The sequence below is a fragment of the Arthrobacter sp. 01T428 genome, assembly GCF_056398685.1.
Genome location: NZ_JBFTPW010000009.1, coordinates 55,565 through 72,798, shown reverse-complemented (window position 1 = coordinate 72,798; position 17,234 = coordinate 55,565). Strand labels below are relative to the sequence as shown.

The 17,234-nt window shown below is 59.1% G+C and carries 12 protein-coding genes and 2 pseudogenes; 3 read left to right on the top strand and 11 right to left on the bottom strand.

Translation table 11 applies throughout. From position 1 onward, the window contains the following. Positions 1-10 precede the first annotated feature (10 nt). From AC1DJB_RS12390 to AC1DJB_RS12365, 6 genes are all read right to left on the bottom strand, one after another. Positions 11-214: a hypothetical protein gene (locus AC1DJB_RS12390; RefSeq protein ID WP_476910325.1), complete on the bottom strand. Its 204-nt coding sequence runs from the start codon at positions 212-214 to the stop codon at positions 11-13. 18 nt (positions 215-232) lie between these two features. Next, on the bottom strand, positions 233-1,699 hold the full coding sequence (locus tag AC1DJB_RS12385; RefSeq protein ID WP_476910324.1) for an arylsulfatase: 1,467 nt from the start codon (positions 1,697-1,699) through the stop codon (positions 233-235). A gap of 50 nt (positions 1,700-1,749) precedes the next feature. Then, a complete protein-coding gene (locus AC1DJB_RS12380; RefSeq protein ID WP_476910323.1) occupies positions 1,750-4,185 on the bottom strand; it encodes a glycoside hydrolase family 2 TIM barrel-domain containing protein in 2,436 nt (811 codons plus the stop codon). Between the two features lie 51 nt (positions 4,186-4,236). Continuing rightward, complete coding sequence (locus tag AC1DJB_RS12375) at positions 4,237-5,151, bottom strand: carbohydrate ABC transporter permease (RefSeq protein ID WP_476910322.1); 915 nt, start codon at positions 5,149-5,151, stop codon at positions 4,237-4,239. Next, on the bottom strand, positions 5,148-6,107 hold the full coding sequence (locus tag AC1DJB_RS12370; RefSeq protein WP_476910321.1) for a carbohydrate ABC transporter permease: 960 nt from the start codon (positions 6,105-6,107) through the stop codon (positions 5,148-5,150). Before AC1DJB_RS12370 ends, AC1DJB_RS12375 begins: the two co-directional genes overlap by 4 nt. 79 nt (positions 6,108-6,186) lie before the next feature. After that, positions 6,187-7,380, bottom strand: a complete 1,194-nt coding sequence (locus AC1DJB_RS12365; RefSeq protein WP_476910320.1) for an ABC transporter substrate-binding protein — start codon at positions 7,378-7,380, stop codon at positions 6,187-6,189. Between the two features lie 1,157 nt (positions 7,381-8,537). Between AC1DJB_RS12365 and AC1DJB_RS12360 the strand changes: the two genes are divergently transcribed. Both AC1DJB_RS12360 and AC1DJB_RS12355 read left to right on the top strand, forming a co-directional pair. After that, on the top strand, positions 8,538-9,713 hold the full coding sequence (locus AC1DJB_RS12360) for a pyridoxal phosphate-dependent aminotransferase (RefSeq protein WP_476910319.1): 1,176 nt from the start codon (positions 8,538-8,540) through the stop codon (positions 9,711-9,713). A 180-nt stretch (positions 9,714-9,893) separates the two neighbouring features. Further along, positions 9,894-10,022: pseudogene (locus tag AC1DJB_RS12355) on the top strand (TetR family transcriptional regulator); the annotation flags it as partial. A 229-nt stretch (positions 10,023-10,251) separates the two neighbouring features. Here AC1DJB_RS12355 and AC1DJB_RS12350 read toward each other — a convergent pair. Continuing rightward, a pseudogene (locus AC1DJB_RS12350) lies at positions 10,252-11,483 on the bottom strand (IS110 family RNA-guided transposase). An 84-nt stretch (positions 11,484-11,567) separates the two neighbouring features. Here AC1DJB_RS12350 and AC1DJB_RS12345 point away from each other — a divergent pair. Then, on the top strand, positions 11,568-12,614 hold the full coding sequence (locus tag AC1DJB_RS12345) for a transposase (RefSeq protein ID WP_476910318.1): 1,047 nt from the start codon (positions 11,568-11,570) through the stop codon (positions 12,612-12,614). Here AC1DJB_RS12345 and AC1DJB_RS12340 read toward each other — a convergent pair. From AC1DJB_RS12340 to AC1DJB_RS12325, 4 genes are all read right to left on the bottom strand, one after another. Beyond that, on the bottom strand, positions 12,611-12,946 hold the full coding sequence (locus tag AC1DJB_RS12340; protein ID WP_476910317.1) for a hypothetical protein: 336 nt from the start codon (positions 12,944-12,946) through the stop codon (positions 12,611-12,613). The two genes, AC1DJB_RS12345 and AC1DJB_RS12340, sit on opposite strands and share 4 nt — an antisense overlap. A gap of 559 nt (positions 12,947-13,505) precedes the next feature. After that, positions 13,506-14,039: a TetR/AcrR family transcriptional regulator gene (locus tag AC1DJB_RS12335; RefSeq protein WP_476910316.1), complete on the bottom strand. Its 534-nt coding sequence runs from the start codon at positions 14,037-14,039 to the stop codon at positions 13,506-13,508. A 1,430-nt stretch (positions 14,040-15,469) separates the two neighbouring features. Then, positions 15,470-16,489: an acetylxylan esterase gene (locus AC1DJB_RS12330; RefSeq protein WP_476910315.1), complete on the bottom strand. Its 1,020-nt coding sequence runs from the start codon at positions 16,487-16,489 to the stop codon at positions 15,470-15,472. Between the two features lie 269 nt (positions 16,490-16,758). Further along, positions 16,759-17,217: an Lrp/AsnC family transcriptional regulator gene (locus AC1DJB_RS12325; RefSeq protein ID WP_476910314.1), complete on the bottom strand. Its 459-nt coding sequence runs from the start codon at positions 17,215-17,217 to the stop codon at positions 16,759-16,761. Positions 17,218-17,234 lie beyond the last annotated feature (17 nt).

Genomic DNA, 17,234 nt, shown 5'->3' with positions numbered 1-17,234 from the left:
GCCTGCTCAATTAGTAGTACGTCGGCGGCAGCGGTCGAACCAGGTGCTGCGGTATCAGGTGCTGCGGCGAGAGAGCCTTCAACCGGTCATACGGGAGCCCGTCAGTGAGGGCGGCTATGTCGACGACGATGCTTTCGGCTGCATTGGTTATCAGGAAGTCCGCAACCGGTCCGAGGTTATCGCGGGCGCCGCCGCGGCTATAACCGTGCTCCACTCACACACCCACCCTTGCCTACGATTCTTTTGGAAGCAGCGTAACGACGGCCTGTCCAGGTATTAGCTGCCCCGACTGCACGAACTCCTCCGGACGACCGGAGAGTTCGGCGATGAGGCTAGCTCGAAGTTTAAGGAGCTGAGTCCGGCAACCGGGATCTTCACTGAGATTCCGGGTCTCCTCGGGGTCGTTGTGGAGGTCGAAAAGTTGCTCGTTTCCATTCTTCGAGAACCAGATGTATTTCCAGCTGCCTGCTCGCACCCACTGGATGGACTGGCCTAGGAGTACGTGCTCACCATGTAGGTACGGCCGCAATTCAACATTACTGCCCTGCTCGTCAGCTTGCGTAAGGCCGAAAAGGCTGATGCCGTCGATGCTTCCCGGCACCGGAAGATGTGCCGCGTCAAGCAGAGTAGGCATCAAGTCACGAAGTTCAACCAGGGCATCGACCCGCTGGCCGCCACGTATGCCCGGGCCGGATATCAGCAACGGCACGCGAGATGACCCCTCGTACGGATATCCCTTACGCCAGAGGTCGTGATCACCCAGCATCTCACCGTGATCGGACGTAAAGACGATGTACGTGTCTTCCTTCAACCCGAACTCGCGTAGTACGTCCATAAAGCGGGCAATCTGATGATCGATATGCGTGATGTTGCCGTAATATCCGGCACGGGCTCGGTTCAAAGTCTGCTGATCGTATGTAGCTACGTGGGCGTCTGGCCGATAATCCGTTCTGTAGTCCTCAAGGTCAGCAACCCAGTCGCCCACAGGTGGTTCATGATCAGGAAGGTTCAAATACTGTTCGAAGGCCCATGCTGGCGGATTGTATGGCGGGTGCGGGCGGTGGAAGGAAAGGTATAGGAAGAATGGAACGGTAGGGTCTCGGCGGTATAACCACGAGGTTGCTTCTGTCACGACCCAGTTGGTTGGGTGAAGGGATTCCGAGCGGGACCAGGGACGTGCGACAACAGAGTTGCAATTTATGCCGTCGTCAAAATAGTCCGAAACTGCGCTTTCGCCTGCTTGACCTCGCAGCCAAACCAAATAGTCGTCGTACCAATCGACTTCGCGGCCGCGTTTCCTGGCAAAATTTAGGTATCCGTCATGCAGAATAACGTTGTTAAACCCAACGCGTCCGCGTTCAGGGTAGTAATGCATTTTCCCGATCGCCTGTGTTTGATATCCAGCCTTCGTGAACTCTCCCGGGAGTGTTACTGAAAGGTCGAAGTCAATGCCGTCGGTATAGCCAACCCTCCTGTGGGAGCGGGCGGTAAGACCGGTCATCAGCGCCATGCGGGCAGGCACACAGGTGGGCGTGGATGAATAAGCATTCGAGAAATTTGCGCCCTCTGTGGCAATTGCGTCGAGATAAGGTGTCCTGACAATTGGATGACCGTTGATGGAGAGACAGTCTCCTCTCCATTGATCGGTGCAGATGAGGACTACATTAGGAGTGCGCGCCGTTGAACTCTCGTGTGTCATCTAATTTCACCTATGCATTCCGCGCTTCGGGTCATCAAAACTCGTACCATCTATGTCTCCTGCGGGATTACTAACGTTGAGTCCGGATAACCGTCAGCTCTGACTGTGATCGTCACGGGCCCTGGCTCGGCTCCGGCACGAACGACCGCGAGGGCTTGGCCGCGGTAGGTGAATGAGACATTTCCAAGGTAGTCGCAGGGGGCTGCAGGATTGGCCGATCCTAGTCCCTGCAGTGTCGCCGGCCCTAGGACGGTCACGGATACTTCCACGTCTGTGCTCGGATTGGGGCGGTTTTCCTCGTCCACCAGCGTGATCTCCAGGTGCACGAGGTCGACAGTGTTGGCGGTGATCGAGGCCCGGTCGGCCGAGAGTCTCAGTTTCGCCGACTCGCTGGCTGTTCGTAGCTCCCGGCGGCCCAGTTCGGCGCCGTTACGGTACGAAACGGCTTCCAGGACCCCGGGTTCGAATGGGAGAGTCGCCTGTGCAAGGTAGTCGCGGTTTACTCCGACCTTTTCGGTGGCGACGACTGCTCCGTTCAGGACGAACTGCACTTCATCACCTGAGGTATAGGCTTCGACATGGATGGGAGTTCCTGGATCGACATCCCAGGTCCAGGACGGTACAACATCTGACCAGGTCCAGGCTTTGGGTTCGATCACATATCCGTCATCGCGGGGTGTTCGTACGGCGATGTAGGGGACATCGGTCAGTCCAAAGACGATTTCCCGGTAGTAGGAGATGGGCTTGCGGTGGCCGATGAGGTCGATGTCTCCGCACACGGCGGCGATCCATGGGTACGGGGCGCGATGTTCCTGGGAATCTTCGGGGTACACGTGCCGGCCCGTACCGACCTCACCCAGGAAGTCCCACCCGGTCCAGGTGAAATCGCCGAGGACGTTGTTTCTCTCCAGAATCATCTTCCACAGCCGGTCAATGTGTGTCGGAAATGATTCGGAGTTGAAGTAAATTCGATTGGGGAATTCGTCTTGGTCGATTTCGTAGCGCGCGTCTCCGTAATTTAGACCAACGACATCGAGCACGGATGCCGGCTCCAGCAGCCGCTCTCCGAGAAGCTCCGAGGCCATGACCCGATTCATGAGGTGTGTTACCTGGCCCAGGTAGTCGTTGAGGCCGCGAATGGTGGAGCTGTCCTGGTCGACCTCGGCGCGGAGTTCCGGGACCTTGTCCCTTGCCATGTACATGCCCTGCAGGGCGTGGGTCACGATCCGGGTCGGGTCCTGCTCACGGGTGCGCTCTGCAAGCAACCGCCCCCACCGGGCGCCATGCCGGGTTCCCGCTTCAATAATTTCGTTTCCGATGGAGTACATGATGACGCTCGGATGATTGAAATCCTTCGCCACCATGGCGTCGATATCACGCTCCCACCACTGGGGGAACGATCGGGAGTAGTCATCCGTGGATTTGGACACCGACCACATGTCGAACGCCTCGTCGAACACCAGCATGCCCAGCCGATCACAGGCGTCGAGCATCGCCACACTGATCGGGTTGTGTGCCGAGCGTATGGCGTTGAAGCCCGCATCCTTCATCCGCTGAACCCGCCGCACAGCGGCGTCAGCGAATTCCGCTGCTCCGAGCACCCCATGATCGTGATGGACCGCCGCGCCCCGGAGTTTGATGGTCTCTCCGTTCAGGCGGAGCCCGCGGATGGGGTCGACTGCGAGGCTCCGGATGCCAAACGTCGTCGATTCACGGTCGATGGGTCCGTTCTCGTCCTGAAGGCTTACGGTGGCGCGGTAAAGAGCGGGATTATCCGGGCTCCACAGGGACGGGTGCGGCACGTACGTCCGCTGATGGGAAGTCACGGTTTCGTAGGGCAGGAGCGTGACCCGGGATTTTTCCGAGACCACTTCCGCACCTGTGCCGTCACAAAGTTCGAGCACAACATCGACGGTACGTGTAGTTGCCCCCTTATTGGCGATTGTTGATCTGACCACGACAGTGGCAAGCTCCCCATCAACGTCCGGGGTGGACAGCCGCAATCCCATGGGGGTGATATGGACAAGTTCACCGATAAGAACATGCACCGGGCGGTAGAGCCCTCCGCCCGGGTACCAGCGTGAATCTTCATGGGAACGTGCGTCAACACGGATGGTGTTGGTCTCACCGTAGTTCAGGAAGGGGTCTGCCTCAATGTGGAACGAGGAGTACCCGTTGCTCCACTGGCCAGCGAAAGCTCCATTGAGGTAGACCATGGCGTCCCGGTAAACGCCCTCGAATTCAAAAGTGATGCGTTTGGTCGCCCAATCAGCGGGGACATCGAATAGTTTTTCGTATGTCCAGGAACCGCCGTCGAAGTAACCGTTAGGTGCACCGCCTGTCCCGTCCGCCGTGCGGCCGCTGGTAAGCATTGCATCGTGGGGCAGGTCGACGAGGTTGTCACTTGGCGGGGCTACCCGGATCGCTTCATGGACCGAGACGAGTGGGCCGAATTGCCAGTCTCGGTTGAACGGAATGCGCTTCATCTACAATTCCTTGAATTTTTGTTGTGTGCTGACCCGGGCCGCCGATGGCGGTTACTTCACGCCGCCGGCGGTCAGGTCGGAGCGCCAGTAGCGCTGAAGGACGGAGAAAGCGATCAGCAATGGAATAACGGCCAGGAGCGACCCTGCGATCGTAACGGTGTAGGGAATGCCCTCGTTCAGACGCTCGCGCCAGTTGACCAGACCGACCGACAGTGGCTGCAGGGTGTCGTTATTGAGCATGAGCACAGGCAGAAGGTAGTTGCTCCAGATCGCGACAAACTGGTACAGGAATACTGTCACCAGGGCGGGCGTCATGATGGGGAAACCGATCCGCCAGAAAATACGCGCTTCACTCGCACCGTCGATACGAGCTGCTTCGAGGAGTTCGTTGGGGACGGCTTGTCTTGCGTAGGTGGAAGCGAGGAACACCCCGAAGGGGCTTACGAGGCTGGGAAGAAGAACTGACCAGTAGGTGTTGACCAGCTGAATCTCACTGAACATCAGATACAGGGGGAGCGCAAAGAGGACCGCTGGTACGAGAACGGCAGCCAGGATAATGTTGGACGCCAACTTTCGGCCTGGGAACTCATACTTGCCGAGGGCATAGCCAGCCATAGCTGCTAGCAAGGTGCTGATAGCCGCACCGCCGACGCAGTATATTACGGTGTTTCCGGCCCAAACGGCGAAGATACCGTTTTGCTGTGCGAAAACGTCCGCGATGTTCCCCCACAAATTGAAGTCAGAGAACAGCATGGGATTAGTGGTAAACATGTCCTCCCTGCTTTTCGTGGCGCTGACGAGAAGCCACCAGATAGGCACCAGGCTGTAAAGCGCGAACACGGCCATCACCACGAAGGAGAACGCCCGGGCCGAGAACGGGACACGTCGTTGGCGCCATGGCATCCGGCTGGTTCCGCGGGACTGCGTTCGGCGCCGGACAGTCGTGCGCGGGGGAGCGGTGGTCATGAGTCAGCATCCTTTCGCTGAGTGAATTTGAGGAATCCGAACGACAGGACCAAAGCAACTAGGGCCAGGATGACTGATTGCGCAGCGGCCAGGTTGTAGTTGTTGGCTGCAGCCTGTTGCTGTGCGACCATAATCGGGGTGAACGTTGAGGAGATTCCTGGCGCCACCTTCGAGAGGATAGCGGGGTCATTGTACAGCTGAACGGTTCCGATAATCGAAAACACAGCGGTGAGAATGATCGCCGGCCGCACTGCGGGGATTTTGATGTACCAAGCGGTGGCCCACCATCCGGCACCGTCCAGGCTCGCCGCTTCGGTCAACTCCTCAGGAACTGCCTGGAAGGCCGAGTAGATGACCAGCATTTGGAAGCCTGTAAAGCCCCAGGTCATCATGTTTCCGATCGAGAAGAAGACCGTGTTGTTGGCAAGGAAGTTAACGTCGATGCCGATGGCCCTCAGCCATGCGCTGAAAGGCCCGATGTCCGGTTGATAGAGGAACGACCACATGATCGCTGCGATGACGCCCGGGAAAGCGTACGGCAGGAAGTAGATCAGGCGGAAGCCGCGCCGGAAGGGGGAGAATGCAGAGTCCAAAAGAAGCGCAAGGACGAGGGCAATCGTTAGCATGAGAGGGACCTGCACGATCCCGATCAAAAATACGCGCGCGAAGGAGGCCATGAAGTCGCCGTTCTGAAGCGCCACGAGATAGTTCGCGAAGCCCGCGAAGATGCTCTCAGCACTCCCGACGCCAAGGCCGCTGCGTTGCGTTTTGAAAAAGCTCTGGTAAATCGCGTAGAAGATGGGAGCCACCTTCATGGATAAAAACATGATCGCGAACGGTATCAGGAAGAGCAGCGCAGCCAACCTGGTCTTCCGGCTCAACCGTGATTTGCGGGGCTTAGTGGTCGTCGCTTCTGTTTGCGCGGGCCGCTGTGCGGAGAGGGTGGGTGCCTTCATGGCTAATCCTTTGGTGATGATGTATTGAGTCGGCGGCGCCCAGAATAGTTCCTGACTGGGCGCCGCCGGTTTGGCTGAGTTACTCCTTGACGCTCAAACCCTGGCTTTTGATGTCCGCGATCGTGGATTTCTGGAGGTTGTCGAGCAGTTCAGAGATGGTTCCCCGTCCGGAGCCGATGACTTTCAGACCGTCATTCATCTTGGGCTGAAGGCTGTTCATGTTCGGACCCCATACCCACTGCTCCGGTATGTTGCTCGCGGCTGTGGAGAAAATTTCAGCGGTCTTGTCAGCATTGATGAAGAAGTTCGACCCTGCTGTGAGCGCAGGCAGTTTCTGGCCACTGATGGCAGCCGGGTAGATGCCCGTATCATTGATCAGGCTTGTCACGCTGTCCGCGTTGGTCGTCATCCATACCGCGGCCTCAGTGGCTTCCTTCGGGTTCTTACACCCCTTCAAAACAGAGATTGACCCGCCGCCGCGGTTGCCGGAAACCTTTTCGCCTTCCTTCCACTGGGGCATGGGGGCTACTGCCATCTTGCCTTTGAGTCCTGGAGCGTTCTGCTCCAGGAGGGCGCCGGTCCATGCAGCGCTGACATAGGAAAGTATCCGTCCGCTCTGGAGGTTGGTGTACCAGGCCTGGTCGAAGGCTGGCTCGGGGACAACGAGCTTCTTGTCAGCCAGACCCTGCCAGTAGTTTGCCGCCTTCTTTGACGGTTCATCGTTGAGGGACACCTTCCAGGCATTATCTGCGGTACTGAACCATTGGCCCCCGGCCTGTTGAGAAAGCGCGCCGAGGTCGTAGGTGTTCAGCGGGAAGGTGGCCAAGTAGGCCGCAGGATCCTTCGCCTTCACCTTTTCGGCAGCAGCTTGGAACTCGTCCCAGGTTTTCGGAACTTCAATACCGTACTGCTGGAACAAATCTGCCCGGTAGTAGAGGGCCATGGGTCCCAGGCCCACGGGAATGCCGTAGACGTTTCCGCCGAGGCTGGACAGCTGCCAGGCCACAGGTGAGTACTGGTCTTTGCTGCCTTCGGCATACTTGGTGATGTCCTCAAGCGAACCTGATGCCGCAAAGCTAGGAATGGTGTCGTAGCTGATCTGGCCAAGGCAGGGTGCGTTGCCGGCTTGGACAGCGTTTTGCATTTTGGCGTAGCCGCCGGCCGAACCCGCGGAAATCTGGGTGTACTTGATCTGAACATCTTTGTGTGCAGCGTTGAAGATCTTGACTGACTTCTCCTGGCCAATCGCAGCACCCCAGTACTCAATGGTCACTGGTCCACCGGCAGGACGGGTCTCGGCCGGGCTAGAGCTGCTTGAACAGCCGGTTAGAGCGGTTGCACTCAAAATGGCGACGGCTGCCGCCGTGCATGTAAACCAACGTGGTGCCATTGAAACTCCTACTATCTATGTGCCCTGTGGGATTGGTGAGTTATTGGTATAGCGGCGCATACCCGGATCTGGTGTCTGGCGGCCCCTAATCAGCCGTTCCATAGCTTCTTTGTTGTGGTTTCACTTCGTGGCCAACCGGCGAGCGGTCAGGTTCTGGCCGCCGGGGCGGTCCCAGAGGTTGGGAGCCGGAACGAGTTGAGATTCAACACCCGTCTCTTCATTAACGCGAGTATGAAGATGTCGACCGCTCCAAGCTACTAACCTCATCACCGCCATCAATTGTGAGATGAATCTCGTAATTGGGAAAACTATCTCACTCTGGGAATCCCTTGTCAATGCCTTAGGTCGCTCCTACGTTGCGATTGCTAGCGTCAGACGCTGGGGCTTTGTTTCACGGAAAGCAGTCCCGCCCGCGAGATGGCCCACCACCACGCCGCGACTGGCGAACCGCAATATTGGCGGGGCTGCGGCAATGACGGCAAGGAGGCTACCGAGGCCCTCCCGCTGCAATGTCAGCTAGCCTGGAGTCCGCGTCTCTACGGTCTCAATCGCTCGGTGGTCATCGACGAGGGCCCCGAAAGGTCCTCAGGGCCGCCCTCACCACGTCCATGTGCAAGTCGCTGGACCTCCTGGACGTAGCGAGCCCTGTTCCGGCAATGTCGCCGCGGAAAGCAACCCGCCTGCCCTAATCGACGTCGACTGCAGGCGGTATTCGAAACATTCCGCCTGACACTGGAAACCCTTCGGTCCTTGAGCCGGGAGAACCTGCACAGGTCTAGGAGGTTGTGCGGCGGAAAGGACTGCGCCGAAGTTCCTTCGGGCAAAATTCCGCTTTGCCGAAGGCGAACGAAGGGCCCATCCACTCAGAACGGCTTGGCGCTGGAAGCACGCAGTCTCGGAGCCCGGCCATACCGCCCCTCTCTGGAATTGAACTTATGCTGGACTTCCATATGGAAGTCTTGTACTAATTGGTAAAGATTTCCTATTTTTCCGGAACCCCCACTATCGATCTGCGACGCAGCAGGAATCAGGATGACGACATGACTTCCACAACGGCCCCAATTGACTATGGCTCTGATAGCTCGAACTCGGCCCAACGCATAGTCTTGGCCTCCCGGCGACCAGCATCCCTGGGATCGACACCCGCCGGCGCCATTGCACTGTCCATGGGCGAACCAGACGCAGGCACACCCAGTCCAATCGTCGAGGCCGCTGTCGAGGCCTTGCGTAACGGCAGGACACGCTACACAAATCTCAGTGGAGCACCAGAACTCCGCCGTTCCCTGGCCGAAAGGCTGACACGCGCGTCCGGTCAAAATCTCTCGCCGGAACAGATTGTTGTCACCCACGGAGGAAGCGCCGGCCTGGCAGCCACGGTACTTGCCCTGATCAATCCGGGAGACAAGGTTCTGATTCCGGAACCTACGTACTCTTTGTATGCGGATCACCTTGCCATGGTCGATGCCGAAGCAATCTGGGTTGCTAACCGTTCCGATGGAACGTTGGACCTCGACCGGCTGGCTCGCGAAGCGGCTGATACCCGCATGATTATCCTGTGCAATCCAGGTAACCCGACAGGTCGGGTTTACAGCGAGGCCGAACTGCGGGAACTGGCAGTAATTTTGGAGGCTCACCCTCATCTTCTGCTTCTTTCCGATGAGGCCTACGCCGACATCGTCTTTGATGGCATGAAGTTCCTATCTGCTTTGGAACTCCCGGCCGTTGCAGATCAGGTCATCTGCTGCAGCACATTTTCCAAGACATACGCTATGACAGGATGGCGGCTGGGCTACGTCGTCGCTTCCCGCAAACTGTCGGAGAAGATCAATCTTCTCCACCGAACAATTAACGGTTCCATCAATACATTCGTGCAGGACGCCGCCCTAGTCGCGTTGGAAACACCTGATGAACACCTCCACGCAATGGCTGACTCATACCAGGCACGACGCGACATCGTCGTCGCCAGGCTTGCAGGTGTCCCAGGAATTAGCATGCTCCCACCCCAAGGCGCGTTCTATGCGTTCGTCAAAATCGATTCAGATCTCACCTCCGATGAAATGACCGCCCGATTCGCAGCAGCCGGAGTAATCGTCCGATCCGGCAGCGAGTTCGGGCCATCAGGGGAAGGTCACGTGCGGCTCTCATTCGCAACCGACCCCGGAAATCTTGAACTCGGGTTGAACCGGTTCGTAGACGCCGCCCGGAACTTCATGTGACCGAGGAACTTCCCGGTTTTTAACCTCCGAGCACCAGCGTTGTATCTGCCGGGCGCCTCGGACCGTATTCGGAAGACCAAACTGTTGCGCCGTGATACAAAGAGGAACCTGGCCCGGTTGCTTCGCGCGGTCGCGGAGGAAGTACAGTAAGATCCCGGCAACTGGTCCTCGCAGGGCGTTGCGGCCAGGGCTGAAGTAGGTGTGGCCACCGTTTACCGCTATTTTCCATCGCTGGACGAGCTGCTTGAGGCCTACACCATAGCACCACCAAAGAACTCCGCGACTTCCCCCAGGAGTGCCCGCGCCTGAGCCCTCAGGCGCGCTTCACGAACATGCACGCTTTGCCGTTGACGCGCGGGAATGAGCACGCCGGCCGACTAGGTGGGCGGTTCTTTGGAAAGATCTTCACTGGAGAAGCTCTCGGGGTCCCGTTTTGCCGGCATTTCGTGGTTGGTGGGGAATTGATTCCGTGTCGTTGAAGACAAGAGGGCCCGTGGCCCTGTTGGGATGAATGTGTCTAACACGTAAATGTGGTGCGTCAGGCTGGAAGCTGGGTGACTGTCACCGCATATCCGAGCTGTTCGAGCTGATGGAGTGCGCGGTTCTTGGCTCTGGCGGGATCAAGGCGGAGGAAGTGATCCGGCCCAGGGTCGTTGTAGCACTCGCCGTTGGCGAGCATGTTCCAAACCGCTGTCAGAATCGAGTGTTCCACTGCCACGAGGGCTTTCATCAGGCCCCTTCGGGCGGAAATTCGCCGTGATTTGGCCGCTAGCTAGGTGCCCTTAGCGCGGGAAACTGCAAGTGCTGCGATGCCGAGTGCAGCTTTGAGGTATTTGTTGCCCGGGAGGATGTGCGACGACTTCACGCGTCCGGCGGATTCATTTGAGCCGGGGCAGACTCCCGCCCACGAGGCCAGGTGGGCTGCCGTCGGGAAGACGCTCATGTCCGCCCCGGTTTCAGCGATGATGACATCGGCAACCAGCTCGGAGACACCGGGGATGGTGCAGAGCACCTCGCGTGTCTGCCGGAAGGGATCCATCAGGAGCTCAACGGAGTCGGTGAGGGTTCGCACCCTGCGGGAGTAGGTATCGATCTGCTCGAGGTACAGCTTGGTCATCAGTGCGTGGTGGTCCCCGAAGCCGCCGTTGAGGGCAGCTGTCAATTCGGGGATCTTGCGCCTGAGCTTGTCTTTCGCATGGGCCGCCAATGCCTCCGGATCGCGTTGGCCGGCCACAAGATCTTCCAGAATTTGCCGGGAGGAGACTCCGGCAAGGTTCGAAACGACGGCGGAGAGCTTGATCCCCGAACTTTCCAGGAACTTTTCCAGCCTCTGGATCTCCCGTGTGCGGTCCCGGACGGTGATAGCGCGTGCCCGGGTCAGATCGCGGAGTTCCCGGATCCGTGGAGGTGGCACGAAGGATGGCCGTAATAAGCCGCATGCCCCGAGTTGGGCCAGCCATGCCGCGTCCGAGACGTCAGTCTTTCGTCCAGGGATGTTGCGGGCGTTCTTGGCATTGACCAGGAGAACCGGCAGGGTGTCCTCCAGAACGTAGTAGTGTTCCAGTAATCGCCTGTCGCTTCCATAACCACGGTCGAGACGTGTTGCCGCTCCAGAAAGGCACGCAGTTCCAGAATAGCGGCCGCAGTTGCAGCCCAAGTGCTGACCGAAGAGGTGAACTGGCCCGTGCGTTCTGCGGGCAGGCGCAGACAAACCTTAGCGTCGCGTTTGGAGATATCGATACCGACCGCCCGGTCGTGGATGATGTCCATGATGTTCCTCCCGGATTCTCTCTGATGGTGATAGAGGCGCCCGTCATGGGGAGGACAGGAAGATAAATCTGGAATCTAACACTCGTGCTCGCAGCAACAGTCCACGGTTCCCGTGGAGGTCCTCCGCGCCACGCTAAGCAGCGGGCCAAACTCGGCACCATTGACACATCGGCTTCAACCACGACGGACATTCCCATCATGCGCTCGGACCGCCGCTGGAACCAGAAGCCAAAGCAGCAGCCATGGGCATTTTCGGTCCCCACGGCGCGGCGTAGCCGCTGGTTCGCTAAGCATTCAACCTGTAACAAGACCACGAGCCTTGAACGAGCCTTGAACGAGCCTACCGGGGTGGCGGCTGACGCTGCCACCAGCATCTTCAATCTGCCCGACTACCGCGTCATTTCCGCCACCGTCCTGGCCGATGGCACCCGCCAGGTCATGGTCGAGACCGACCAACCGCCGGGCTGTCCTACCTGTGGCGTCGTGGCGTCCCGGCGGAAGGAACGCCGAGTCCAGCGGATCCGGGACATCTCCGTCGCCGGTGCCGTGGAGGTGCTGTGGTCCAAGTACCGGTGGTACTGCGAGGAGCCGGCCTGTGACCGGTTGTCGTTCTTCGAATCCACGGCCCAAGTCCCGGCCCGTGCCCGCTCGGCTGCGGGATCAGCTCGTGGACGCGGTGATCCGTTCGGGCCGGGCCGTGTCCGAGACGGCTGCAGCGTTCGCGGTGTTCTGGTGGATGGTCCGGGCTGCACTGACCGAAGCCTGCCTCCTGACGCTGCCTGCGTGGACGAGCTCAGCCCGCGGATGCTGGGCATCGATGAGCACCGCTTCCGCTCCGTCCGGTACTTCCAAGACCCGGAGTCAAGGACATGGACACGGTTCGAGCCGTGGATGACCACGGTCGTGGATCTGGACACCGGCAAGGTCCTGGGTGTGGTCGATCGCAGGGACCACAGGCGCGTCGGGGACTGGCTCTTCGCCCGTCCGTTGGCGTGGCGGCTCGGTGTTCAGGTCGTCGCGATCGACCCCTCCGCGGCGTTCCGGAAAGCGTGGAGGATGTGGCTTCCCCGCACTGCGGTGGCGGTCGATCATTTCCACCTGGTCTCCTTGGCCAACCAGGCGGTGATCTAGGCACGGCAGAACCTCTCGCAGCAGGTCAAGGGCCGGCGCGGGCGGGCCGTGGACAACGCCTGGGCCCACCAGATGATGCTCCTGCTGGCGATACGCTCACCGGCAGCGCCGGCCACCGGCTGGGAGAGGGCTTCGCCGCGGACGACCCGACCGGTCAGGCGCCGCGAGAGTCTCTCGAGCCCGGCGAGCGTCGGGTCGACGGCGAAACGGCTCAAATGTTCTGTTCCGTCGTCGAAAATCTCCCGGACCGCGATATGGTGCCGTGCCGTGATGGCCGCGTCGATATCAGCCACTGCCCGCACGATCCGCGCGAGTTTATCCTGATCCTGCATGATGGTTCTCCTCCTCGCATCGAATTCGTGCCGTTGCCGGTCCACCAGCCGCGTCACCTGGCCGGGTATCCCACCCTTGGGAGAACCGTCATGCGCTTAGTTCGACCGCCCCGCGGCGGCCTCCCTCACACGCCCGCATCTGCTGGGGAAGCGTCGGATACAGGTCCCGGGCTCGTAAGTCATCCGGTGCCCGCCCGGGCGAAACCCGGTGCTCCGCACCGTTCTCTTCTGGCCACCAATTCCCTCAATCGGGTCTGCTTGGAAGACAGGCCGGGGGCGACGATCTCTATCACGAGCCATGACGCCCAGCCGAAAACCGGAACCACCCCAGCCCCTCCCAAGGCCACCGTAAACGACGACCGCCCCACCTCAACAGAGGGTACTAGGGATACAAGCCGTTTTGCCGCGGTAGGAAAGGTCGTGCTTGGGTCAGCGCCTTAGCCGAGGTTCCTAGGAGCGGGTTTGGGCGGTTCTAGCCAGAGCACGCAACGACCGGCTGAAGTCTGATTCGATGGCTCGGAATCTTTGGCGTCGTCTGGCGTTCCGATAGCCCTGAACATTATTTACTGAACAGGTCTCTACCCGGTCCTTCACCCGTGGCCTCAGCCCATCCTTGGATAGACCCGGAAAGTGCTTCCAGAAGCTGGTTCGCGATCTGCTCCGGCTCCAAGTTCTCCGTTTCATTGAGGTCGAGGATTTCGCGAGGATCGGAGAGGGCGTTGTTCAGGAACAGTGCCTGCCTGAGCAGGGTGTCCGGGAGGCCGAGGTCTTGGAGAAGTCCCCTCAGAGGTTGTTCCCAGATGGCACGGGAGGTGGCGATGACCGGGTGGCCTTGATCCAGGCGATGGAGGTATCCGGAGCGGGACCGGAGCTGGACCATGACTTTGCCGTGTTCCAGTACCAGTGTGATCCAGCGGGACAGGACGGCCTTATACAGGTCGCTTCCCGTCAGCGGGCAGTCGTGGGCGAAGTCGCGGAGTTCCTCTGCAGTGTTGATGGTATATGCCTCTAGCAGCTCCTCCAGGGAAGAGAAATAGCGGTAAGCGGTGGCTGTCCCGATGCCCGCACGAGCCGCAGCACTTTGCATAGTCACGCTAGCTGGATTCTGAGCCATCTCTTCGCCCACAGCGCGCATGAGACTTCTCATATTTCGACGTGTGTCACTTCGCAACTGAGTGTCGCCTTTCTTTCATGGTCGCGGCCGTTCCACCGCGGCTTATCCAAGGAAACTTAACCGGGACGCTCAGCCTAGGGACGTTATCCAGGTCAACTCCGCAACATGATTCTCTAAGAGCTCCGTTGCATGGGAACGTCCCGTTGACCGACATAAGTAACTCTTCTCTCTCAGATCGAATGCATGGTCGTTTACTCATCTCAAGAAGCCTTGTCGGATCTTAGCCATGATCGGAGAAGCCAGGTCACCAGCGGCAGCACCCATATTGTCATGATCGGAGTAAGGATGGTTGTAGTTAAGAAGACCCTCGCAGTCGTCCACAGTCCGCTCCACGCCGGGTATAGGGCTTCAATCAGAAGAGCAAAAATCAGGCTGACAGGGAAGAAGGCAAGCCACACACTCATCGCTTGCTTCCATCGGGCAGGGCGGGGTGGGGGAGAGGAAAGAGCTTCACTGGTAGGGACGGAATCAAACCAGCCCTCGATCCCTGTATGTTTCTCTACGCGGCGTTCCTCGACTAGCCCGTCTCCTTGATCAAGCCATACTTTGCGCGAGCTTGAACTCTCCCAGGCGCTGAGAGATGAGGGGTCTGCGAACCGGTACAGCATGTACCATTCGTCGCTGCGTGTGGAGGACCGGATCCATCCGGATCCAAGGAAGCCCGGCCAGCCACTGGCAAGATTTACCCCCCACTGGATCCAAGCCGTCACGTCCTCGCTGCGCGAGGGGTCCACTTTTCTCGTGACAGACACCGTCACCGTAGAATCCTGAACATCTTTCGTTGAAGCCATGTTTTCTTGCATCCACCTATGACTCTCGCGTAATGCTGTCTTACCTTGCCTTACATATCGGCCATCACCTGGCTGTCGGCTCGCAGGGCCGGCCGGGGGCACGTTACCCAGAGTTAGGCTGGGTCAAACTCCCCAGTCAATAACCGGTAATGACTTCTCAAATAAGAATATGTTACCTTTGGAATAATTGCCAGCAGACAGGATCGGCATCGTTGCTTGGAACACTCGCCGGAGGAAGCTGATTGACCATTGAATGTAGCGCTTTGTTCAGTTGACGGGCGGGAATGGGATGCGTCCGTTCTCGATGCGCTACCGCATTCGCGGTCCATCGAAGTGCGCGCCGGCTTTGTATGCATTGGCTGCGGGGTGCCGGCATGCTTTCACCCGGGGCGCAAATCGCGCCCTGCTAGGTTTGTCGCCGACCACCATCCGAATTGCCCTGCTGTAGCCCCTACCTCGGGCGTGTTTCGATTTTTACAGTAGACATGACGCCTCCACAAAGCACACGCGAACTTCAACAGTAGGGATATGGCTTATCGTGCACTTGCAACGGGTGACTTATCCCAAGACCTTACGAAGGAAGAGCAACTGCCTTATCCAGTGGTGTTCCTGGCCCCCTTCGTGGTTGTTGAACCTATACACCTCAATCTCCTTCATTGGGCGGGCACTGGATGAATCCGGAGTGCCCGAGCCGTAGGCATTGAAGCTGGCAAAGACAGTGGACGGCGGACAGATGTCGTCAGTTTGCGCTGCCGAGTACAGCGTCGGCGCCGTTGCCCACTGTCCGAGGTTGACGCCGTCGAAATAGCGAAGGACTTCAAGTACGGGCTCATACCGGTCCCGGTGTCGGGCCAGGAAGGCAGCGATTTCCGGGTAGGGGCCACGCGGCGTGATGTCGATGGCGCGCGGAAGGTCCTGGAGGAACGGGACGTCGGGCAGTGCGGCCACGACGCCGTCGAGCCGGCCGGTCACGAGCCCGGAGACAGCCACTACAATGCCGCCGCCCTGGCTGAGGCCGGCAAGGACGACTCGGGCCGGATCCACCTCGGGGTGGGATTGCGCTGCCTCCACTGCTCGGAAGGCATCCGTATACACACGTCGGTAGTAGTAGTCTTCGCGGCTCCCGATGCCCCGTGTCATGAGGCCGGCATACCCCACGCCGCCGGCAGTCGGATGGGAATCGGCGGTTTCACCGACAGCGAAGCCGTAGCCCTGACCGCGGGTGTCCATAATGAAATGGGCATACCCGGCCTGGGCCCACCTTGTTTCCTGGTTCACCAGTCCGCGCCCGCCGGAGTAGCCGACATATTGGATCACGACAGGCAGCCTGGAACCTGGCTCCCTGGTGGCGGGGAGGTGCAGCCAGCCCTTGATGGCGTCCCCGCCGAATCCTGCGAACGTCACTTCAAAACTGTCGATAACGGAAAGGTAGTTCTCCACCGGCTCAAACCGGGCGTCCAAGGGGTAAGTTCTGGCCTTCGCGATCGTGGCATCCCAGAATTCGCGCAGGTCTTCGGGCATGGTCACGTCGGAGGTGTAGCTGCGCAGTTGGGTCAGCGGGAGATCAAAGAGGGGCATGTGCGTTCTTTTCTATCGTTTTTTGAAATGATTGGCTCAGTGCAGCCTTGAGGCAGTCATGTCAGACTCTTGGCGGGCCTCCATGTAAGTGGATTTCCCTTTTATCCCCCCCGTCGCCGCGGCGTCCAGTAGCAGCTGGTGAGTGGGCTGCTGCCGCATGCCGCCCCGCTACATGTACTCAGGCTCCATCAACGGCCGGCGGACCCGGAGCTTTGTGAAAAAGGCTGTCTATTCGCGGGAACGTTCAACTAACGGGAACTGACGCAGCATCACTTCTTAAGCAGTTGGCCAATCCGGTAGGGAATGAGTTTTTTCAGTAAAAGTGAAGTCATGGTCCGACGGATTCCTGGGCAGTTGCTGATTTCCTGGCCCACCCGAAATAGATCTTCCGCGTTCTGGGCCACTACGCGGATCAGGAGGTCAGCGTCGCCCGCCATCGCGTGAACCTCGATGACTTCTGGGATGCCATTAAGGGCTCGTACTGCGACGTCTAGCGAGGACTGCTCTACTTCAGCCGTTACGAGAGCCATCATCGGCAGCCCCAGCACTTCCGGCGTTATCCTAGTGCTGTTAGGGAGAAGGCAATCACCTGACAGCCTCCGTTCTAGGCGGCTCTGCACAGTGCCTCGAGCCAGTCCCAATCTTCTCGCGAGGAAAAGCATCGGAACGCGAGGGTCATCATCAAGGGCGAGGAACACGGCCTTGTCAGTGCCATCAAATACGTGCATACCACTCCATTTAGTGA